This window comes from Hymenobacter duratus (genome assembly GCF_014698995.1).
Taxonomy (GTDB): Bacteria; Bacteroidota; Bacteroidia; order Cytophagales; family Hymenobacteraceae; genus Hymenobacter; species Hymenobacter duratus.
This window is the reverse complement of the sequence record NZ_JACWZZ010000003.1, coordinates 133,802-156,019: the sequence shown is the minus strand read 5'-3', so window position 1 is coordinate 156,019 and position 22,218 is coordinate 133,802. Positions and strand designations below refer to the sequence as shown.

General features: G+C 54.2%; 17 protein-coding genes and 2 tRNA genes. 6 read left to right on the top strand and 13 right to left on the bottom strand.

The annotated features are described in order from the left end of the window. Positions 1–821 precede the first annotated feature (821 nt). Entirely contained in the window at positions 822–2,801 is a 1,980-nt protein-coding gene (locus tag IC231_RS14210) for a PAS domain S-box protein (protein ID WP_190785173.1), read from the top strand. Between the two features lie 211 nt (positions 2,802–3,012). Here the strand turns inward: IC231_RS14210 and IC231_RS14205 are convergent, their stop codons facing one another. The 3 genes from IC231_RS14205 to IC231_RS14195 all read right to left on the bottom strand — a co-directional run bounded on the left by IC231_RS14205 (position 3,013) and on the right by IC231_RS14195 (position 6,279). Next, positions 3,013–5,187 (bottom strand): hypothetical protein, encoded by a 2,175-nt coding sequence (locus IC231_RS14205; RefSeq protein ID WP_190785172.1) that lies wholly within the window; start codon positions 5,185–5,187, stop codon positions 3,013–3,015. Positions 5,188–5,421: 234 nt separating this feature from the next. Then, positions 5,422–5,493, bottom strand: a tRNA-Glu gene (locus IC231_RS14200). Between the two features lie 78 nt (positions 5,494–5,571). Beyond that, positions 5,572–6,279 carry a TVP38/TMEM64 family protein gene (locus IC231_RS14195; protein WP_190785171.1) on the bottom strand — a complete coding sequence of 236 codons (708 nt, stop codon included), beginning with the start codon at positions 6,277–6,279 and terminating at the stop codon, positions 5,572–5,574. Positions 6,280–6,498: 219 nt separating this feature from the next. Between IC231_RS14195 and IC231_RS14190 the strand changes: the two genes are divergently transcribed. Further along, a complete protein-coding gene (locus IC231_RS14190) occupies positions 6,499–8,283 on the top strand; it encodes a glycoside hydrolase family 15 protein (protein ID WP_190785170.1) in 1,785 nt (594 codons plus the stop codon). 61 nt (positions 8,284–8,344) lie between these two features. Here IC231_RS14190 and IC231_RS14185 read toward each other — a convergent pair whose 3' ends face one another. The 4 genes from IC231_RS14185 to IC231_RS14170 all read right to left on the bottom strand — a co-directional run bounded on the left by IC231_RS14185 (position 8,345) and on the right by IC231_RS14170 (position 12,572). Further along, positions 8,345–9,055 carry a M48 family metallopeptidase gene (locus IC231_RS14185; protein ID WP_190785169.1) on the bottom strand — a complete coding sequence of 237 codons (711 nt, stop codon included), beginning with the start codon at positions 9,053–9,055 and terminating at the stop codon, positions 8,345–8,347. A gap of 185 nt (positions 9,056–9,240) precedes the next feature. Next, positions 9,241–11,415 (bottom strand): bifunctional alpha,alpha-trehalose-phosphate synthase (UDP-forming)/trehalose-phosphatase, encoded by a 2,175-nt coding sequence (locus IC231_RS14180; protein WP_190785168.1) that lies wholly within the window; start codon positions 11,413–11,415, stop codon positions 9,241–9,243. A 136-nt stretch (positions 11,416–11,551) separates the two neighbouring features. After that, positions 11,552–11,908: a DUF4260 domain-containing protein gene (locus tag IC231_RS14175; protein WP_190785167.1), complete on the bottom strand. Its 357-nt coding sequence runs from the start codon at positions 11,906–11,908 to the stop codon at positions 11,552–11,554. Between the two features lie 70 nt (positions 11,909–11,978). Further along, the gene (locus tag IC231_RS14170; RefSeq protein ID WP_190785166.1) at positions 11,979–12,572 is read right to left on the bottom strand and encodes a Crp/Fnr family transcriptional regulator; all 594 of its coding nucleotides are present in this window, start codon (positions 12,570–12,572) and stop codon (positions 11,979–11,981) included. 333 nt (positions 12,573–12,905) lie between these two features. Here IC231_RS14170 and IC231_RS14165 point away from each other — a divergent pair, with 333 nt between their 5' ends. Both IC231_RS14165 and IC231_RS14160 read left to right on the top strand, forming a co-directional pair. Further along, positions 12,906–14,378: a site-specific integrase gene (locus IC231_RS14165; protein ID WP_190785165.1), complete on the top strand. Its 1,473-nt coding sequence runs from the start codon at positions 12,906–12,908 to the stop codon at positions 14,376–14,378. 22 nt (positions 14,379–14,400) lie between these two features. After that, positions 14,401–15,231, top strand: coding sequence for a DUF2971 domain-containing protein (locus IC231_RS14160; RefSeq protein WP_190785164.1), 831 nt, complete (start codon positions 14,401–14,403; stop codon positions 15,229–15,231). Positions 15,232–15,310: 79 nt separating this feature from the next. Here IC231_RS14160 and IC231_RS14155 read toward each other — a convergent pair whose 3' ends face one another. The 6 genes from IC231_RS14155 to IC231_RS14130 all read right to left on the bottom strand — a co-directional run bounded on the left by IC231_RS14155 (position 15,311) and on the right by IC231_RS14130 (position 19,939). Then, complete coding sequence (locus IC231_RS14155) at positions 15,311–15,694, bottom strand: hypothetical protein (protein WP_190785163.1); 384 nt, start codon at positions 15,692–15,694, stop codon at positions 15,311–15,313. 267 nt (positions 15,695–15,961) lie between these two features. Further along, complete coding sequence (locus tag IC231_RS14150; protein WP_190785162.1) at positions 15,962–16,936, bottom strand: hypothetical protein; 975 nt, start codon at positions 16,934–16,936, stop codon at positions 15,962–15,964. A gap of 165 nt (positions 16,937–17,101) precedes the next feature. After that, the gene (locus tag IC231_RS14145) at positions 17,102–17,278 is read right to left on the bottom strand and encodes a hypothetical protein (RefSeq protein WP_190785161.1); all 177 of its coding nucleotides are present in this window, start codon (positions 17,276–17,278) and stop codon (positions 17,102–17,104) included. Positions 17,279–17,904: 626 nt separating this feature from the next. Continuing rightward, positions 17,905–18,585, bottom strand: a complete 681-nt coding sequence (locus IC231_RS14140; protein WP_190785160.1) for a hypothetical protein — start codon at positions 18,583–18,585, stop codon at positions 17,905–17,907. Between the two features lie 557 nt (positions 18,586–19,142). Continuing rightward, on the bottom strand, positions 19,143–19,454 hold the full coding sequence (locus IC231_RS14135) for a hypothetical protein (RefSeq protein ID WP_190785159.1): 312 nt from the start codon (positions 19,452–19,454) through the stop codon (positions 19,143–19,145). Between the two features lie 413 nt (positions 19,455–19,867). Then, positions 19,868–19,939 (bottom strand) — tRNA-Glu (locus IC231_RS14130). Between the two features lie 250 nt (positions 19,940–20,189). Between IC231_RS14130 and gap the strand changes: the two genes are divergently transcribed. Both gap and IC231_RS14120 read left to right on the top strand, forming a co-directional pair. Next, positions 20,190–21,197 (top strand): type I glyceraldehyde-3-phosphate dehydrogenase, encoded by a 1,008-nt coding sequence (gene gap, locus IC231_RS14125; protein WP_190785158.1) that lies wholly within the window; start codon positions 20,190–20,192, stop codon positions 21,195–21,197. Between the two features lie 134 nt (positions 21,198–21,331). Then, on the top strand, positions 21,332–22,201 hold the full coding sequence (locus IC231_RS14120) for a diacylglycerol/lipid kinase family protein (RefSeq protein WP_190785157.1): 870 nt from the start codon (positions 21,332–21,334) through the stop codon (positions 22,199–22,201). Positions 22,202–22,218 lie beyond the last annotated feature (17 nt).

Below are 22,218 nucleotides of genomic sequence, written 5' to 3'. Positions count from 1 at the left end.
GCCAGGTGCTGGTAGGCGCCGGTACCGGCCGATTGGCGAAGCTCAAAACGGGGTGAAAATGGGAAACCAGGAGTTCCGATAGAGCTGCGGCGGAGCGGCCTGAGGTTGTGTTGCTCCGCCCCAGCGTCGGATATTACCTGCCTGGTTGGCAGGTGCCATAAAATAAATCGGACCGATGGGGCAGCTGGTGTCCTGACGAGGCAGGCGCTTTAGCTGCAGCCGGCTACCCGTATGCTACGGGCGGTTTTCCCACCGGCCGGCCCCGCAACCAGGCAGCCGGCTCCCTCCTTTAACGGATGCCCCTGCCCCCACAGACGAGGTATAACTGCTGAAAAGCGTAGGGGAAATCACTGATTTGCTCGTCCGTGTTTCTGCCGCGAAACAACCAGTAACCAGTGTGAAAGTGCGGGCAGCTTGTCTGACTGCGTATTTTTCCGGCGTCTTGCAACGGCAAAGGCGAGATACGGTAGGGGTACGGCCGCCCCGGCCTGAGCAGCCGGAACCTGTATGAGCTGGCCCATGAGAAGCTCCACTTCGGGATAAGAGGGGCCGTGCACCGAGCCAACCAGGCCCGCACCAATGTGACCGTACACAACGTGCGGGAGACCTAGAGCCGGCAACGGACCGCCGCCCGCTGCGGCTCTCTGCCTCCCGCAGTCAGGGCCCTGGCTACCAGGCCAGCGGGCTGCTGCCGGGTGTGCAGGGCCCGAACGAAGCATGGGCAGCTCGACAGGAACCAAGGCTGAACCGTTGCGTAGGCAAGTAGAGGCGCTGGCACCGGTCAGGCTTTCTTACAGTTAAAAGTTGCTTATTTGAAGATCATGGACGATAAAGCAGCCGATTTTCGCTCTTCTCTGAACCCCTCTGTACTGCAGGAACTGAGGAACAGAGCCGAGGAGTGTCGGCGGCTAGCGGTCCAGTGCGTCGGCCACAAAACGCCGGACGGAGAGCTTCGGCTGGCGCAGGAGCTGCACCAGATAGAGCGGAAAATGCAGGCGGAGGAGTTGAAGCTGGCCCAACGGGAGGCCGAATATCTGCGCGCCCAGTACGACGACCTCTATGACTTTGCGCCGGTCGGCTACTGCACCCTGCGCCCCGATGGCACCATCACGCAACTCAACCGGCGCTGCAGCCAGTTGCTGAGTGCCCTGCACCAGCACCTGCTGGGGCGCCGCTTTGGCGCCTTCATGCCAATGGCCGAGCGTCCCCGTTTTGCCGATTTTCTGATTCGGGTTTTCAACTCTGGCCAGCAGGAAACGTGTGAGCTGGAAATACGCTGCGCCAACAATACCCGCTTTTTCGCGCAGTGCATTGGCCAGGCAATGGAGCTGCCAGAAGGCCAGCCGCCTACGCACTGCCGGGTGGCCCTGCTCGACATTACCGAACGCCGCCAAGTTGCGGAGCTGGCAACCAGTGAAAGCCGCTTCCGCACGCTTTTTGAGCAAAGCGCCGACGCCGTGCTGCTGGTTCGCAACCGCCACATCGTCGACTGTAACCGGGCTGCCATGCAACTGGCCGGTGCCCGGCACAAGAAAGACCTTGTTGGGCAGGGGCTGCAGTTCAATGTGCCCGAGCGCCAGCCCGATGGACGCCGGAGCCAGCTGTTGATTGAGGAGTACGAAGCCCTGGTGAAAGCCAACGGCGCGCACCGCTTCGAGTGGTACCGCTACAATATGCAGGGCCAGCCGATGTGGCTCGAAATTACGCTGACCAATGTTGCCTTGGGAGGTGAGCACCTGATTCATGCCGTGTGGCGCGACATTACGGAGATGCGTGCTGCCCGTGAGCAGCTGCGGGCCGAAAAGGAATTTTCCGAAAGCCTGCTCGACAACAGTATCGATGGTATTGTGGCCCTTGACCGGGAGGGGCGTATCACGGCCTGGAACCGGGAAGCCGAGCACTACTCTGGTATACCCGAGGCGGCGGTGCTGAGCAGAAGCATCTACTCCATTTTCCCTCGCTTCGACACGCCGGATGCCCGTAGCGTCTTCCGGCAGGTGTTGCAGGGAGAGCGAATCATGCAAAGCGGCCTGCCCTTCGTGAACCGTCCCGGCCAGTTCGACGCGTATCTGGTGCCCCTGCGCAGCAACTGTGAGGAAAGCATTTCCGGCGTGCTGGCCGTCATCCGCGACGTGACGGAGCGCAACCGGCTGCTGGAAGACGCTACCCGGCTCAAGCTCAACCAGCAGCAGGAAGTGTTGTCGGCCATCCTCAAGACCCAGGAAGCGGAGCGCAAACGCATTGCCGAGGCCCTGCACAATGGCGTAGGCCAGCTGCTGTACGCCACCAAGCTGCACCTGGAGCGCGCCAACGCCAGCAACCAGCGCGACAAGAGCCTGTCTCTGCTCGATGAGGCCATCAAGATGACCCGCAGCATCTCCTTCGAGCTGACGCCCGGCATCCTGGAGGATTTCGGATTGAAATACGCCCTGGAGGAACTGATTCGCCGCATTCCGAGCTCCTGTATGAGAGCCCACATGAACCTGGAAGGCCTGGATGAGCCGCTGCCGGAGCTGCTGGAGCTGGCCGTCTACCGCATGTTGCAGGAGCTGTTCAACAACATCATCAAGCACGCGCAGGCCCAGGAAGTATTTGTGCATGTGGTGCGCGAAGGCAACCAGCTGTCCATTTCAGTGGAGGACAATGGCCAGGGCTTCGATGTGGCGCAAAGCAGTACACACCTCCACGGCATTGGGCTGCCCGGCATCCGCAACCGGGTGGGCCTGCTCGGGGGCACCCTCTCCATCGACTCGCGCCCCGGCCAAGGCACTATCGTCAGCATCGAGCTTCCGGTGAAATGAGGCGCTGGGTATGGAGTATAGGGTGAAAGGAGATGACAGTCATTCCGAGCGAAGCCGAGGCATCTCGCGTGCTGAGGTTGCCATGACAGTTACCACACCAGCGAGATGCCTCGGCTTCGCTCGGAATGACGGTTCTTACGGCTGCGCACACTGGCTCGATGCGCCACAGGCTCGCAATGACGGTCTTCTTACCTCATCACCATTTACCCCATCAAAGCCGGATGCCGATGCCGGGCCCGAACAGGAAGAACAAGGAGCGTTTGTTCATCAGGTAGCCGCCGCCGAGGTAGAGCGGAAATGTGAGCTTGGCATCGGAGCGGGTAGGGTAGACCGAGCCCAGCACCACGATGCCCAGGTCGCGCTTGATGTCGGGGTTTTCGCTCAGGTTGAAGGCGTTGAGCGCCACGAAGCCCCCGCCTATCTTATAGGGCCGCAGCTTGTTGATTTTGGTGGGATGATAGAAGCTGAACTGCGCCAGCGTGGCCAGCGAGATACCCCCGAACGAGGTAAAGCTCGATTCGCCTTTGTATTTGGTGAGTAGGCCCCCCGGAAAGCTGATGTCGATGTCGAACTTCACGCGGCGTTGCAGCACCAGCTCCAGCTTCTGCGTGAAGCCGGCCTCCTGGTACTGCGCCGAATTGTGCCGCACCGTGATAATAATCGTGCTCCAGTCGTCCAGCAGGTAGGTTTTGCGGGATGAAAGCAGGTTGTTGAGGCTGATGTTGCCCACCTGGCACTGCTTGTCCTGGTAGAAGGCGGCCCGCACCGAGTTTTCGCCGGGGCATATCACCACGTTATCGAGGGTGCGCATCTCAATCAACTCGCCTTTGGCGTTCTGCGTCCGGATATCGAAGGTCAGGTACTGCTTGCCGTAGAGCTGCTTGTCGGAGTCGATGCCGGCCGTATTGAAGCTGAACACCACGTCGCTCACTGTCTGGTCGTAGAGCACGGGCCCGTTGAAGCGCGTCATCGGCCGGACTGCCTCGCCAAACGTCACGCCCACGAAATCGAGCGGATGCGGCCGCTGAAACTCCCGCACCGCCAGGCTCTGGCCGGTAGGCGTGCCGGCATTGAAGATGGTGATGCGCTTTTTATCGATGGTAACCGGCACCTGAATGCGGTAAATCACCGCCGCATCTGTTCGCACGCTGGAGTCCGACGGGATGACCTGCACATCTTCGAAGTGAAACCGTGCCCGCGCCAGCGACTCGCCTTCCAGCCGCACGTCCACGGTTTCGCCGGGGTTTACGTTGGGGCTGCTGGTCCAGTCGCCGCCGCGGTGGCGCACACTCACGGCCGTAATGGTGGTTTTGGGCGAGATATTGAAATTGGTGATGTACTTGGCCTGGTCGTTTTCCTTGATGTAGAGGTAGCTGTCGGTCTGGCGGTGGGTATTGTAGACGCGCAGCCAGCACAGCACCCGGTCGTTGGTCAGATACTGGCGCGTAAATACTTCGGCAATCAGCGCTCCGCCGGCTTCTTCCTGGTCTTCAATACGATAGGTTCGCTTCAGGTCGAAGGTGCGGCCGTTGTCGAGAATCAGCTCCACGCCTTTGCGTCGCGACACCTCATCGAGTGTAATTTCCTTTTTATCGACGCTCAGAAAGCGCAGCCGGGAGGCTTTCACCGTAAACTCCTGCCGGATAGGCGGCAGCGCGTAGCTGATACGGCGGTTGTTGTCGGTGAGGAACGGCCGCTCAGTCTGGGCCTGCACCGTGAGCAGGCGGCTGCCCAGCGCATTGGGCAGCACGTGCAGCCGCAGCCCGCCCTTTTCCTGCGTAATGCGGTAGTCGATGTCGCGCCCTTTGGTCCAGTCGGCGGTGGTGCGGATGTTTTTGGGGTTGTTGCTGCTCAGCTCAAACACCTTTTCCTCGCCCACAAACAGTTCCGTATCGGTAAGGCGCAGCTCCAGTGAGGTGCGCGTCACGGGCAGCAGGTTCACCGTCTGGGTGCGGGGCGCGGCACCCACCGAGTCGGGGGCCTGCGTGAAGGTGAGGCGCAGAAACCGGGAAGCCGTCAGTTCCTTGAAGCGGATTTTGGCGCGGTAAAACTGGCCGCCCGACACGGCCGTCAGCGAATCGAGCAGCAGGAAGTCGGCGGAGCGCACGAGGCGCAGGGGCTTGCCGGCCCGGAGGATTTCAGGATATACCTCCAACTCAGCCGTTTCGTCTTCCTGGCTGTAGTAGAAGTACAGGCTGGGCTCATTCTGCACCAGCACGGTGTTGCGGCTCAGCAGGTAGCGCGTGGTATCGGTGCGCAGAGCCAGCTCGCGTAGTAGTCCGCCAGCAGCAGGTTGCTGCGCCGAGGCGGCCAGTGAGGTCAGCAAAAAGCCCAGCAGCACGAACAGGCTAGGCACAGGCAGGCGGAATCCCGGGTGAAAGCGCACGGGGCAGGGCAGTATCAGAAGTGAAGAAGGCAGAAGCCGGCCGCAGCCTTGGCTCCCCTAAGGGCGCAAAGGTAGGGCCCCGGGTCTGGAACCGGCTAAGAAAAATTGCTTTTCTGTGGCGCCCTGCCGGTGGCTACGAAGGCTGCCCCAGGGCCAGGGCTGCCCCATACGCCACGCTGTAGGGGCCGGGTGGAACAATAAAAAAGCCTCCCGCGCAGTGCAGAAGGCTTTAAGTAGTCCGTAGGGGAATCGAACCCCTGTTGGTAGAATGAAAATCTACTGTCCTAACCCCTAGACGAACGGACCAGGTCAAACGGCGTTTTCCGTTTTGGTGGTGCAAAGATAAGCCGCGAAAAAGTTATCCTGCAAGTCCTGGGCAATGATTTACGCAAATTTTTGCCGGCGCTGGTCCCACCAGATGTAGCCTCCGAACAGCAGCAGGCTCACACCCGACACCCATAGCAGGCCGGTTTTCAGGCGGTTGCTTTCCTCGCCGAGGTAAGCCAGTAGCGCAATCAGGGGCACGACGCCGGCCACCGTGGCGCCCATAAATTTCCAGTAGCCCATGCGTGCCGTGCCCGCCACAAAGCTGATGGCGTCGTCGGAGAGGGCCGGGGAGAGGCGCGCAATAACCACGGCCCACACGCCGTAGCGCTCCACGATACCGATGACTTTCTTTTCGGTGCTGCGGCCCAGCAGCCGCGCCACGAACGATTCGCCCATCAGTCGGCCCAGGCCGTAGCCCACCGTGGAGGCCATCACCACGCCTGCCAGGGCCAGCAATGAGCCCCACCACGGCCCGTAGGCCAGCACGGCCACCAGAATCAGGGCCACCACGTTTACCACGAACAGGAACATCTGCACCACCATCAGCCCCACCAGCACCACCGGGCCCCAGTTGCCGAACTGCTCCATCCAGGCGGAAATACGGGCTTGCTCGCCACTTTTCAGGGCCGAAAAAGCTTCCTGCACCGCTGCCTGAAATGCGGGCCAGAAGAAATAGGTGGCTACCAGCGCCACCACAAACGAGAGCGACAGATACAGGGGCAGGCGGGAGGAACGGCGACGGGGAGCGGTGGCAGTGGCGGGCATAGCGAGAACAACGGAAAACAACAGGCCTCGCAATGGCGCGGCACTCTCTCTACGCAACCTGCCCCGCCAAAGCTACGGCAACCTCAACGGCGCCGCCGGGGTACTAGGTAGAGGACTGAGGGCAGCAGGGCAACCGGCCGGCAGCGCTTCGCACGCCACCTGCTTGCTCTGGCCTTCTCCGTCTCCTTATCCTCCGTCACTCCACCACTTCACCTCCTGATGAGCAAACACACCTACGACATGGGCCTGATCGGCAATTGTGCCTTCCTCGCCCTCATTCGCAAGGATACTTCCGTGGCCTGGCTCTGCTGGCCCCGTTTCGATAGCAGCTTTGTGTTCGGCGACCTGCTCGATGAGCAGAAGGGCGGCGAGTTCAGCATCCGGCCTTCGGCGCCCGGCAGCTTCCAGACGCATCAGTATTACAGGCAGAATACCAACGTGTTGTGCACCGAAATTGAAAATGAGGACGGCCGCTACCGCGTCACGGACTTTGCGCCCCGCTTCCCGCAGTACGAGCGGTACTACAAGCCCCTGATGCTGATCCGGAAGCTGGAGCCGCTGGCTGGCACCCCGCGTATCAAAGTAACCTGCAACCCGGTCGGGGACTATGGCGAAACCCGCCTGAGCCGGCGCCGCAGCTCCAACCACATTGCCTATCTGGGCCTTGATGAAGAAATCCGCCTCACCACGGACATTCCGCTGACGTACGTGCTGGAAGGGGAGGACTTCGTGCTGAACGAAACCAAGTACCTCGTGCTAACCTACGGCGCGCCGCTGGAAGCCGCTTTGGCCAGCACCGCCGAGCGGTTTTTGCACAGTACCGTGGACTACTGGCGCAAGTGGGTGAAGAGCACCAGCATCAGCAACTTCCATCAGGAGGCCGTTATTCGGTCGGCGCTGGCCCTGAAGGTGCACCAGTATGAAGACACGGGCGCCATTATTGCGGCCAGCACCATGAGCCTGCCCGAAGCGCCCGGCAGCACCCGCAACTGGGACTACCGCTACTGCTGGATGCGCGACACGTTCTATACCCTCACAGCCTTCAACAACATTGGGCACTTCGAGGAAATGGAGCGGTACTTCCACTACATCGCCAACATTTCCACCAAGGTCAAAGACAAGTACCAGCCGCTTTATGGTATCAGCGGGGCCTCGGAGCTGACGGAGCGGGAACTGCCGCTGGCCGGCTACCTTGGCAACCAACCCGTACGCGTCGGCAACGACGCTTACACGCACATTCAGAACGATGTGTACGGCCAGATTCTGGTGGCCCTGCTGCCGCTTTACGTGGATTGCCGCTTCATCGACCCGGAGCGCACCAGCCCCGCAAAGCTGGTGTATGAGGCCCTGAACATGATTGACAAGACCATGGACCAGCCCGATGCCGGCCTATGGGAGTTCCGCCACATTGCGCAGTACCACTGCTACACCTACCTGTTTCACTGGGCCGGCAGCCACGCCGCCCGCAAAGTGGCGAAGTCCCTCGGCGACACCGATATGGAGGCCATGGCCACGCGCCTCATGCTGGAGGCCGAGCGGCGGATTGAGCAGTGTTTCAGCGAAGAGCACCAGGCCTACGCCAACGCCATCGGCTCGCCGCACCTTGATGCCAGCACCCTGCAGCTCATCATGATGGGCTACCTCGACCCCACCACTGAGCGGGCCCACCGCCATCTGCAGGCCCTGGAAAAGGAGCTGATGACGCCCGAAGGCCTGTTTTACCGCTACCGCCACCCCGACGACTTCGGCACGCCCGAAACCACGTTTCTTATCTGCTCCTTCTGGTACGTGGAGACGCTGGCCTGCGTCGGCCGCCTCGACGATGCCGTGCGCGAGTTCGAAAAGCTCATCACCTACACCAACCACCTGGGCTTGCTCTCAGAAGACGTGGACGCCAAGACCGGCTCACAGTGGGGCAACTTCCCGCAGGCCTACAGCCACGTGGGCCTCGTGAATGCGGCTTACCGTATTGCCAAGAAGCTGGACCGCCCCACGTTTGTGTAAGCTGTTGGCTGAGAATAAAAAGTCCGCCAGACTATACGATGTCTGGCGGACTTTTTTGTGTTTAATCCGCGTCGGCGGCGCGCAGGTGCACGCGGTTTAGCTCGGCTTTGTGCTTGCGCCAGTCGGGCATGTACTGGTCCATGAGGCCCCAGAAGCGGGCGTTGTGATACCGCTCGTGCAGATGGGTTAACTCGTGCACCACCACGTATTCGAGGCAGGGCAGAGGCCGTTTGATGAGCTCCAGATTCAGCCAGATGCGGCGCGCCTGGATGTTGCAGGTGCCCCAGCGGGTTTTCATCTGCCGGATGGCCCAGGTGCGGGCCTGCGCGCCCACCACCGGTTCCCAGCGAGCGGCCAGCAGGGGCAGCTGCTCGCGCAGGCGCTGGCGGTACCAGGCCGCCAGCGCCTGCTCCCGCTGCGCCGGGGTGCTGTCTTCGCAGATATACAGGTTGAGGTGCGGCTCCTGGAGCGCCACCCGCGCCGGGCCGGCCGTGGCGTGCACCCGCAGCTCATACAGCTGGCCCTGGTAGGGGTGCAACTCCCCCGAAACGTACTGGAGCCGGGCCGGCTGCTCGCGGGCCGCAAACGTGGCCTGATGCTTCCGGATCCAGGCGCGGCGCGCCGTTACCAGCTCCCGCACGGTTTCGTCGGGGGTGCGCAGCGGCACCGATACGCGCACCCGGCCATCGGGCATGTGCACGCTCAGGCGCAGCGTCCGGATATTCTTGCGCACGACTTCCACCAGCAGGTCGTCGATGAGAAGTTGGGGCATGAGCTGGGTGAAATAGTGCGTTGCGGTGGTGAAATCGGGTGTGTAAAGGTAATGCCGTCCGCAGCAAAGCGAAGGACCTTCTCCGATCAGCACGAGCCGTTTTACGACTTGTCCAAATGGGAGAAGGTCCTTCGCAAGCTCAGGATGACGAGATACTCCACCACCTCACCACCCCAAAAGTCCAGCTACAGGAGCTGCCGCAGAAGCTGGCGCACCTCCGCAGTGGACGCCACATGGAAGCGGGCCAGGGAGCGGGAATCGGTGCCAACCTTAATGGTGTATGCCTCCGGCGGCATGGCCCGGAAGGTGTCCTCGTCGGTCCGGTCGTCGCCGATAGCCAGCGTGAACTGAGGCTGGTAGGTAGCCAGCCAGCGGGCGGCAGCTGTGCCCTTGTTGATGCCCGCCGTTTTGATTTCGATGACCTTGTTGCCCTCCATCACCTGCAGCTCGGAATTGGACGTCATGAAGGTGAGGTGGTTGAGCAGGTCGCGGGCCCTGACGGCTCCCAATTCGGCGTCGGCGCGGCGGTAGTGCCACACCAGCGAATACTCCTTATCCTCGATGAAGGAGCCGGCGGTACGGGCCACGTACAGCTCCAGTACCGGCCGGATTTCGCGCATCCACTCGTTGTTGAGAGTCTGGAACAGCTGCCAGTCCTCGCCGGCGGCCCGCAGCCACACGCCGTGCTCGGCAATAAAATCGACGGGCAGATGGCCCAGCCACGCCTGCAGCGTCGTCCGGTCGCGGCCACTGATGATGACCACGCGGTTTTTCGGATTCTCAGTGAGGGCGCGCAGCAGCAGCAGCAGCTCCTGGTCGGGCTGGGCGCGCTGCGGGTTGGCATGAAACGGCGCCAGCGTGCCATCATAGTCGAGCAGGAGCAGGCGCTGGTCGGTGGCGTGGTACTCGGCCAGCAGGCCCGCTGTGGTGTCGGGCGTGAGCTTTTCGGTGGCCATCGTGTGCTGCTTCATCTTGCTGTATTCCAGGCGCGCCATAAACAGCTTGGTCCAGGCAAATACGTTGTATTGCCGCACCAGCGCCTGCATGGCACTCATGCGCTGCACCTGCTCGTCTTCGGGCATCACCAGGGCGTCGTGCATGGCCTCGGCCAGCTGCCCGGTATCGGTGGGGTTGATGATGAGCGCATCGGACAGCTCCCGGGCCGCACCAGCCCGTTCACTCAGAATCAGTACGCCCTTTTTGTCGGCCTTGCTGGCAATGAACTCCTTGGCCACGAGGTTCATGCCGTCGCGCATGGGCGTCACGAGTGCCACCTCGGCCAAACGGTAGAGCGAGGCCAGCTCTTCCAGCGGGAAGGAGCGGTAGAAGTAGTGAATAGGGTTCCAGGTGATGGTGCGGTACTGCGCGTTGATGCGGCCCACCAGCTCATCAATCTCCTCTTTCAAAGAAGCATATTGTGCCACCTGGTCGCGGGAAGGCACTACCACCATAATCAGGCTGACCTGCTCGCGCCACTCGGGGTAGCGCTGCAGCAACAGCTCGAAGGCCCGCAGCCGCTGGGCAATGCCCTTGGAGTAGTCGAGCCGGTCGATAGACAGAATGACGCGCACATCGCGCAGGGCTTCGCGGTAGTTGGCTTCGTGCATTTTGGCTTCTTCGGAGGCAGCGGCCCGCACGTAGCGCTTGTAGTCAATGCCCATTGGGAAGGCATCGACCAGCACCATCCGGTCGGGCACCTCAATCTGCCCGTTCTGCGACGACAGGCCCAACAGCTGCTGCACGGCACTCAGAAAGTGCCGCATGTAGCCGAAGGTGTGGAAGCCAATCAGGTCAGCCCCGAGCATACCGCGCAGCAACTCGGCCCGCCACGGCAACACTCGAATCAGTTCGTAGGAAGGGAACGGAATGTGCAGAAAGAAGCCGATGGTAGCCTCCGGCCGCTCACGGCGCAGCATTTCGGGTAGCAGCAGCAGCTGGTAGTCGTGCACCCAGATGGTGTCTTCGGGACCAGCCTGGGCCAGCACGGCACGGCAGAATTTCTCGTTCACGGCCACGTAGGCGTCCCAGTGCTCCTGCTCGTAGGTGGCGTACTGCGTAAAATAGTGGAAAGTAGGCCAGAGCGTGGAGTTGCTGAATCCTTCGTAGAAGTCCCGGATTTCGGCTTCGGTCAGGAACACCGGTACCATACTGTCGTGGCTCAGCTGCTCACAGACGTATTCTTCCTCCGCCGCATCTTCCACAAACAGTCCCGGCCAGCCCACCCACACGTTGCCATCCTGGCGGTAGATGGAGCCTAACCCGGTGGCCAGCCCGCCTTCGCTGGGCTGAAACGTGAGGCTTTCTTCGGTGCGCTGGATCTTGGTAGGGAGGCGGTTGGAGACTATAATGGTTCGCGACATGCTAAGGTTGGGATGGTGAACCTTAGGCTTTACGGGAGAAAATGACAGGTAGCCATTATTTTTTCATCTCACTTTTTTTACCGCGCGGCCGAAACTGCGTGCGTGCCGGCTGGTGCCAAACTGGTAATTTCGGTGCTCAGGCTGCCTTACCGATGGCGCCGAGGTGCGTGCTCTGGAAGTTAGTGCCATATTTCAGGCCGTAGCCCAGCAGCCGGTCGAAGGCGGAATGAAACAGCAGCACGGTGCCGGCCAGCAACAGCAGCGGCTGGCCCAGCCACCAGCCCAGCACACCCACGGCCAGGGCCAGCGCTTTGTGGTGGAGCAGGTTGTAGCTGGCGGCCCCTGCGCGCGGGCCGGCCAGGTAGCCCATCATGCTCAGGTCGGGCAGCAGGAACAGGGCCGGCAGCCACCACCAGGCAAAGGGCAAATGCGCGAAAACTACCGTAGCAACCAACAATTCAGCCAGTTCTTCGAGTTTGAGCAGCGTTTTCATCGGAGTAGGAGTGAAGTGAAACATCCTCCCAAAGGTCCGGGTCCGGCCAGCTGAAACTCGTTAACAAAAGCTAAGAAATCAGGCCGTCTTCGGCCAGTACCCGCGCCCGGATGCGGCTCAGCGAAACCGGCGTTACGCCCAGATATGAGGCGATGTACTGCTGCGGAATCCGGGCCGGAATCTTGGTTTTGTGACTGCGCAGCAGCGCCCGGTACCGTTCTTCGGGACTGAGCAGCAGCAGTTCCGCCAGCCTTGCATCCGTGCCCAGCAGATGATATTCGGCCAGCAGCCGGCCGAACCGCTCGTACACCGGATACACTTCAAACAAGCCGCGCAGCACTGCGTACGGAAACGTAACCAGCTCGGTCGGCACCAGCGCCTGAATCCCGAACTGGCTGGGCTGGCCCGTCAGGCAGCTTTGGTAGCTGCCCATCAGGTGGTTTTCGAAAAAGAAATACGTGGTACGCTCCTCGCCGTCGGGACGGGTATAGAACAGGCGGCAGGCGCCGCTCAGCAGCAGTGCAAGTTCGGGGGCCGCCGCGCCCTGCGTCACGAAATCCTGTTTGCGGCGAAGCAGGCGCGTCGTAAGGGCAGCGGCCAGCGGTTCCCACTCGGCATCAGAGAGGGGCACAAAGCGGTGAATGTAGGCGCGGAGCGGATGCATGGCCCAAGGTACGCAGCCGCCCGGAGCCAGGATCAGGCGGAAACAAAAACACCCGCCTCGAACTGAATCGAAGCGGGTGTTGAAGTAGTCCGTAGGGGAATAACGATCAAAATAAAGTGCCTCTATTGCTTCAAAAACGCATGTTTTTTTCACTGAAATCAACCTGTTTGATAGAAAATTAACCCTGTTTGATACTTTCTGAATTGTATAAAACCATCATATACACTCACTGAAAGCACTGTTTGATAACGTTTGATAGATGATTGCGTATCTTTGGGGGTGCCCACTGCACAAAAACCATCAAACAAATTGTATTAAATAAAGCTTTATAGGATGAAAACAAGTATTGATCTTTCGCACGTCCTGACCCTCTCTGTAAACGGGGCAAGCATTACCCCTGAGTTGGCACGTCCTTTCACAAAAAAGCGGGATGGACACCACGTTATGTTGCGAGTCACTGCCAATCGGAAAGCTATAGCCTACCTATCAACTGATCTGTATGTGATGCCCCCGGCATTTAATACCAGAACCAAACAGCTATCTGATCCAGATGATAATGAGACACTACATAGCCTACTGAGCAGAGCCGGGAAGGTAGTAGCCAATACACTGATACCCGATCAACTGAAAGCATCATGGGAGCGGGAACGCAAAGCCATGCATGGTGAGAGTATGGTTGATGCAATGGAACAGTTTGCCGAGTGGAATGACTACGGGCAACTGATCAACCGTGCTGCTACGCTGGAAAAGGAATTGGCAACGGTACAAGCGGCTATCAAGAAGATGGAACTTGACAATCCCGGTCTTACCGCAGTACCTACGGCTACACTACATGAACGCAAGCAATATGAAGCGGCTATGACTGCCTTTCTGAGAGAGCATCAAACCACGTTATCCAAACGGGATTATCAGATGTGGACAACGTGGCAAACCCGATTGAATGAAACCGCTACACATAATAAACTTACTCTTTCCCTCTTCTCGTTTGATCTTGAGTTCTACGCTTGCTATAAGAAGTATCTGATGGGAGTGAGAGGTAATAAACTTTCAACATTCGGTGCTCACGTAAAGCGGCTGAAAGGCTTTTTAAAGTGGTGTGAGGGTAACGGCTACAGTGTAGGCAATGGTTGGAAGCATAAGAAGTTCGCTATCACTGAGGAAGAGAAAGAAGTAGTATACTTGGATGATCACGAACTGAATCTACTATGGGACTTCCAACACATTAAACCTGAGTACACCAAACAGATACACATGTGTTTGTTCCAATCCTTAACCGGGTTGCGGATCAGTGATGTTACCAAAACACACCATATCAAAACGTTGAAGGTAAAGAGTGGTATTGCAGATTATCTTACTGCCAAATGCCAGAAAACAGAGGGCACCTATAAAGTGCCGTTGTCACTGGATACCCGAATCAAAGAGATATTAACGTTGAATAACTTTAATATGAAATTGATGAGTGAGAAGCATTACAACAAAACCATCAAATTGATAGTGAAAGAGTTATATGAATATCATAACATGGAAATGCCAGTAGAACAGATTGAAACAGAACGGGTTGATGGTAAAAAGTATGTTGAAGAGGTGCAAAAGAACTTACTACTTGCTACGCATAGTAACCGCCGATCCTTCATATCACGTCACATCAACTCTACTGAGTTCAGCCATATTGATGTAATGGAAATGTTGGGATCAACCGATCTGAAAGAGCTACAGAAGTACATCAAGATTGACAACGGCGCACTCAATGATAAAGCGGCTGCCAATGCTACAACCCGTATGCAACACTACATGCGAGTAGCTTAATAACATCAACACTCATATCAACATGGAATATCCAGACCAAGATCAACAGCCAGAGAAGTACAGACCTTATGTCATACCAGCCGGAGATACTGTGATATGGAGGTATATGGATTTTGTGAAATACGTATCCATGTTGAACAATGGATCATTGTTCTTTACGCATCCTGACAAGTTCTCTGATCCCTTTGAAGGAGCCGTAGGATATGCCAGTACTGAAGAAGAGTATTACAATACATCCGGTTCAGATGGATCGCACAGCGCAAAGCATAATCCTGATCTTGATAGGGTTGTAAAAAGAATGCGTAAACAGGCGTTGGAGGTAAAGCGGTCAAGTACTTATATAAATTGTTGGTATGAAAACCCGAATGAGTCAGAAGCAATGTGGCGTTTGTACTCAACAGATAATTATAATGCTATAGCTATCAAAACAACATGTAGGAAATTATATGATTCATTAAAGAAGTGCTCAGATGATCAGCGTTATTTATCTGATTTTAAAATAGGTCAAGTTATTTACACCGATTACAAGGGATGGGTATACCATGAGAATGCATTCTGGTATAAGAGAGATTCATTTTCCCATGAAAGGGAAGTTCGGGCAATATATTATCCATCATACTTTTTTCCTGAAATGGCTGATGATGATGGTCTTGCATCTTTTAATGCAATGTTGGAAGATCGTAAAAAGCCCGGTCTTCATGTGCCTGTTGATCTATCAATATTGATAGAAAAAGTTGTTGTCTCGCCACTTGCAGCACCTTGGCTTATTGCTCTTGTAAAGGATGTGAGTAACAAATACGGGTTGGAAGTTGAGGTTATAGAATCATATATAGCTCAAAAGCCATTCCGATAGAGTTATTGAGTGTTTCAATAATAAGAGGCAACCTGTAGTGGGTTGCCTCTTTCTATTTCCAGTATTCATTGTTCTCTGCCTACTCTATCGTTTGGCTGTTACTGCCTTCATCTGTTTCCAGATCGGCAAGTATATCGTCAATGATATGCTTTCGGTTTGGTAGATACTCTCTGAGTAAGTCGATAGGGTGAAGTTTCTCATCCCAAGCACATGTGTGATGGAACCCTGTTATACTATTTCGGTAGAAACAGGCATCATCTTGAAGTTTGATAATATCCGAAAATTTACTTTGCCGTATTGTTGGCGCATATTCTTTGGTGAACAATAGTAAACCTTTGTAATAGCCGAAGTGTGTGTATTGTGATAGTAGGTCTTCTACAGTCAGTCGGAGGTGCTGCACATCAATATCAAATTGCAAAGACACTTGCATTGCCTTGTACATCGCTTCATTATTTCTTTTCATGTTTGAATATTATTTTATCTGAGGGTTAAGATTCAGTTGGTTAAATGTCTCCATCATAACCGCCGTTACTGCCGTTGTATCTGTCTCTTTCACAATTACACAGTCATGTACGGTTACCACGTCGGTAATACCATAGCTCAATAGGTCAGGTATTACCCTTTCAAACATTATACCACTTTCTATTCTTTGCGCAAGCAGGCAGTTGTTGGCGTATTGCTTGTAAATACCTTTGTTGTTTACAGTAAACGACCAATATAAAGACTTTAATTATTTAAATATTTCATATACAGATTTAAATTCAAGTGTAAAAAGAATAAAGAATTTCTTTTTAAGCTCTGTAAGTTTCGCTCGGGAAGTTGCTTTGAGTCCTTCCATTATTAAAGAGTAATCACCGAAAAATATAGTGTATATTAATCCTTTCGTGATCTGCCTTGTCTCTTTATCAGTGCTACCGTAACGTTCGCCGTATACTTTGTAATAGCGTTCTATGAAACTTTCGTATATCCAACCAGAACTACACAACTCAGTAAATTCAACATAGTCCGGTTTTGCTCTGTATTTGGCATATACGGCTACTGCACTGCTGCATTCGGGGGCGAACAGGTTAATCAAGTTTGCGTTGATTACAGACAGGAAAAACGGCTGAGCATTGACAATATCCTTTTCAACGGTGGGCACTTCGGGTGCCGACTTGAACCGCAAACAACGGCGTAACACCTTGGGCATATTCGTAATGTTTGAGTGCATACGCCGACCGAACAAGTCCATGTGCGGTTGTCGCATGGGATTGGTATTCCAGTGATGGAAGTAGGCAGCCGGGGAATTGGTATTGCCTGACTCATCATACAACGCTTGCACGTACGCCGTAGCCTCTGCATCCGGTACCAATATCAATTGATTGGTCATGGCAATGATGTGTTGTCTGCCTTCATCCAACGGCGTTGGATTGTCTTTGTCCGCTGGTTTTGTAAGGTTCAGCGTTCCAATTCGTTCCAACTTGTTATGCAATACGGTATCGTAGTTGAAATCAATCCGTAGCACTGGCTTGCTTACATCCATCAACCGAGGATGGATAGCGAACGACTTACAAATGCCAAGGTATTCGCTTGAATATTCATTACACAAGATATATTCACCTTTAACCAATGCTTTGATAATCTTGCAGTAATCCCTGCCAAGTACGTCTTGAACGATACTTGAATGAATCTGTATGTACTTGTTGGTCGGGTTGTCCAGAGCCAAGTACGGTTCCAATAGAATATGAAAGAACAGGTAAAAGTCACGGTCTTTTACGTTCTGTTTATGATAGTTCAATACTTCCAATTTCAATTCTCGCACTGATAAATCGTTGGGGTATAGAAGGGTTACAGGGTTGTTGATTTTCTTTCTTGGCACGTCATAGCTCTATTATTTTTGGTTGTTGAGTTGGTCGAACTTCTCTTTGATAAGCACGTCGATAACCGTTGCCATTGGTAGTTCTCCAAAACCATTGGTTAATTGCTTGCATAGCACATCCAATAGCTCTTTGGTAGCAGGACGGATGTTGACTTGTTTCCATCCATAGTTGTATTTCTTCTTGTGCATAGTAGTGTTGTTGATTTATTATTATATATAAACTATGAAAATTGGTTTTAATAATTTTCGGTTACTTTCTGAATTTATTTTGTAAATAACTGTATTACCTGTGATTTATTTTAACATCTATTGTTGGTTATTCGGTGAGTATCGTAGTTTCCTTCATTGGGTTGGCTTGGATAGGTACAAAAAGAGGAACATATGATACCCGGTGGTGGTGGTGGTGGTGGTGGTTCTTATATTATGTTCCTCTTTTTGTACCTGTATTCATAAAGTTAAATGATATTAAATCAGAATATATAATCATCAATAGCAAGGGGGTGCCCCAAGCACACCCAACCCAAGCAAACCAAACAATCAAATACGGAGAATTTGACAATCATAAATCACATACTGAGTAGCAAGCGGGCGTTATGTGAGGGGTGTAAGCCCCGAATAGCCCAACTGCATATATGATTGAATGAAAAGCAAAAAAGCACCCGGTAAAACCAGATGCTTTTTCATGTACAAAATCTCAATCTATGCCTTTATTATAGCAAAAACTTGTAAATAGTTGATTGATAGCAGGATGTAAACAGGGAAAATATAAAAAACCCTCTACTCGTTACCGTTGGTAGCATCCTGCCATTAATCAATTACTTGTTGAACGTATCAAATTTACCATACTTCTGCATACTGGTAACCAGTTCCAAGATAGCATGTTCGTCTATCTCAGTAATACCATCTCCTGTAGCATAGCCAAATTTTGCCAGAATATTTAATGCGCCTGCTGTACTACAGATACCACCCTGAAAAGCACTGAAAACAGTACGAATCTTATCAACCTCAGTAAACAGATTTTCAAAATACTCTTTCACACGCTCTTTACCTTTCCAGTCAATTAACCAACTTTCAACTACTGGATTCAAGTTAAGGTCGTGTGAATCAACCAATACTTGCAAAGAAATATATCTTTCCAACGTGTTACCCCAACGGTTACCGATAGTCAAACGGCTATAAAGGTTTTGTAGCTCGTTAATCTTATCAGTTAATTCATCAATGATATCATAACCATCCAAATCAATTTCATCTGATATCATTTTGATTTTGCTTGCATCTGTACGCAATAGGTCAAATTTCATTTTCAAACCTTTATCAACACTCAATAGCTTTTCAAATAGAGCCGTTTTATAGATTAAGGTCAAGCGACTGATATCAATGGTGAGCGGAAACCCGTTGTCACTCAGCAACTTCTTATAGGCAATACACAGATTATTAAATTTAATATAGTTCGGTATTGCAATAGTTTTATTGTACTCATTTACAGTTAATTTCATGGTATAAATTGTTTGGTTATTTATTTAAATATTGGTTTAAAGCGTCTCGCAACACTTCGCTATAGCTTTTATAGTTATTCTTACAGTATAGGTCAAGGTCAAAGAACTCAGAATAGGATAGTCTTACATATAAATTGTGTCCCTTGTTTTATTTCTTTCCGATTGTACTGAGTAGATCAGTTAATGCTTTATCCATAGTATCGTATTGTTTTGTATAGGTATATAAGAGGTTTCTGTAAAGGTGTACAGCACCTGTACAAATAGATTGACTATCATTGGTGGTAACAGTTAATACCAAATAACAGGTAAGTGAACTGTTAATATTGCTACAACAAAATAGGTAAACCGTATTTCCAGCGTTTAAACGCACTTTTGGTACTGAAATAACTATTAAAAACCTATTGGTTTGCCTCCCTTACTGTTCCATATTATAAATATTTAAATTATACTATAATTATATTGCAAATATCAAAAAGAAAACCCCGCTACCAGATCGGTAACAGGGTTGACTATAGGTGTGCGTTGTGTTGGTAACTATTAAGTTGTGTTGGTAACTATTAATAGGTACCGCGTAGCTTGGCTCTGGTTACGGGTTTTGTCGGTTCGGTATCATCACTTGCATGAGATACGTCAGCCGTTACTTGGAACACAGCTTTCTTGCTCTGATCGTTGTAGTCAACCAAATCAGCTACAAGCTTCTTGGCTACCTCCACTGATGGGCACTCAAAATGAATGTCAGCTTCTTTACGTGTAGTCATGATCTTCACCAGCGTTGTTGATTGGCTTGGAATGAGATCAATCTTTACGATTTGATCAATGTTGATGTGTACAAGCGTACCATCATCTTGAGAGGACGAAAGGAATGCCATGATTATGATAGGGGTTAACTGGTGAGGAATAGGAGCAAGATACAACGCTTTCTCTGATCAACGATCAACAACCCGGTAAGGTCTTTCCCTTATTTTGTTCTGTGCGTGGCGTGACGGTGCCTTAAAATGCATAATCCGGCTACCCTTGTTACTGAGAGCATCTATCAAACGCTATCAGACACTATCCAACAGCATCAAACACACATCTGATCATGGTGCTACCCTTACGTAGTAAGGGAAGAGGCAACCAGTAGAGCCGAAAGGGAGAGGGGAGTAGGTAATGGTATTATTCAGGGTGCTACCCCAACAGGTTATCAAACCTATCACACAAAACCATCAAACACTGAAAACAGAAAACCGCTCCCCTGATAGCAAGAGAGCGGTTTTTGATACCCAAACAGGGTAAAGCGAAGTAGTCCGTAGGGGAATCGAACCCCTGTTGGTAGAATGAAAATCTACTGTCCTAACCCCTAGACGAACGGACCAGATCAAACGGCGTTTTCCGTTTTGGTGGTGCAAAGATAGAAGCCGATACGCGCCAGACAAGTACCATGGTATAATATTTTTGTTTCAGCTGTGAAAACAGGCTGATTGTCAGAGGTAAATTTTTTCAAATAGTCCACTATTTCCGGCAGGTGCCCCCCGATTTGGCGAAGTACCCGGAGCCCGTTACCTTCGCTCCGCGTTTTCACCCGGCCCTTCGGGACCGATACACTCCCCATTCCCCATACAACTATGGCTAAAATCAAAGTTGCCATTAACGGTTTCGGCCGGATTGGCCGCCTGACGTTCAAAGCGCTGCTCGAGCGCGACAACGTGGAAGTCGTGGCCATCAACGACCTGACGGACAACAAAACGCTGGCCCACCTGCTCAAGTTTGACTCGGTTCATGGCCGCTTCAACGGCACCGTAGCCTACGACGAAGAAAGCCTGACTGTAAACGGCCAGCGCATTCACGCTCTGGCGGAGCGCGACCCCAAGCTGCTCCCGTGGGGCGACATGGGCGTAGACGTGGTACTGGAAAGCACGGGCCGCTTCGTAGACGAAGCCGGCGCGGGCCAGCACCTCACCGCAGGCGCCAAGAAAGTGGTTATTTCGGCTCCCGCTACCGGCAATATCCCGACGGTAGTACTGGGCGTGAACGAAGACATTCTGACCGGCTCGGAAACCATCCTCTCTAACGCTTCGTGCACCACCAACTGCCTGGCTCCCATGGCCAAGGTGTTGGACGATGCGTTCGGCATTGAGAAGGGCTACATCACCACGGTGCACGCCTACACCTCCGACCAGAACCTGCAGGACGCGCCGCACAAAGACCTGCGCCGCGCCCGTGCCGCTGCTTACAGCATTATCCCAACCAGCACGGGTGCTGCCAAAGCCGTGGGCTTGGTGCTGCCGCAGTTGAAGGGTAAACTGGACGGTATTGCCATGCGCGTGCCTATTCCGGATGGCTCGACCACGGACCTGACCGTGATTCTGAAGAAGGAAGTAACCAAGGAGCAGATCAACGCGGCCGTGAAGGCTGCCGCTGAAGGCCCCCTGAAAGGCATCCTGGAATACAGCACCGATCCGCTGGTGAGCATCGACATCGTGGGCAATCCGCACTCGTGCATCTTCGACTCGGAGCTGACTTCGGCCAACGGTACGCTGGTGAAAGTGGTAGGCTGGTACGACAACGAAACCGGCTACTCCACCCGCACCGCCGACCTCATCCAGAAGCTGGGCGAGAAAATGAACGGCTAAGCCTTCGGGTTTTGCTACAGTGTAAAAAGCCGCCTGTCCGGGAAACCGGGCAGGCGGCTTTTGTTTTTATGGCAGGTGTAGGAGACTGTTCTATCTTTAACCTCCCGATTTACCACTCCCATATTCCACCGTTCGTGCGTATCTGCTTTATCCTGAATCCTACCTCCGGGACCAACCGCAGCCAGGACGTGCCGGCGCTGCTCACGCGCTACGCTACCACGGCCGGTGCCGACTTCGTCATCTGGCATACCCGATATGCTGGCCACGCCGAAGAGCTGGCGCGGCAGGCCGCGGCGGAAGGATACCGGGTGGTAGCGGCGGTGGGCGGTGATGGCACCGTGAACGAAGTAGGGCGGGGGCTGCTGGGCACGCAGGCGGCGCTGGGCATCGTGCCGCGCGGCTCCGGCAACGGGCTGGCCCGCCACCTGCACATACCGCTGGACTTGCCGGGCGCGGTTCGCCGTGTTTGTCAGCCCACCTTCCAGCGCATTGATACCGGCGAAATCAATGGGCGGCCTTTCTTCTGCACGGCCGGGTTGGGGTTTGACGCGCATGTAAGCAAGATGTTTGCACAGGCCGGCACGCGCGGGCTCAGCACCTACGTGAAAGTGGCTCTGCGCGAATACCGCCGCTTCCGGCCCACGCCCGTGCAGGTGACGCTGGAAGGCCAAGAGCTGTTTGATACGCACTGCTACGTGCTGGCTTTCGCCAATGCCGCGCAATACGGCAACAACGCCTACATCGCGCCGCGCGCCAACATCCAAGATGGGTTGCTGGACGTGTGCCTGATTGATGGACTGTCGTTGCCGCGGGCGGTGCGCGTGGGGCTGGGGCTGGCGCTGGGCACCTTGGCCGTTTCCGGCGGGGCCGTGTACCATACCTCGCGGCACGTGCTGGTGCGCGCCGCTACGCCGTTGGGCTTCCACGTCGATGGCGACTACGTGGACGATGCCACCGATTTTGAAGTGCTGCTGCACCCATTAGCGCTGGAAGTAGCGGTGTAGAAGGCGGCAACCGTATT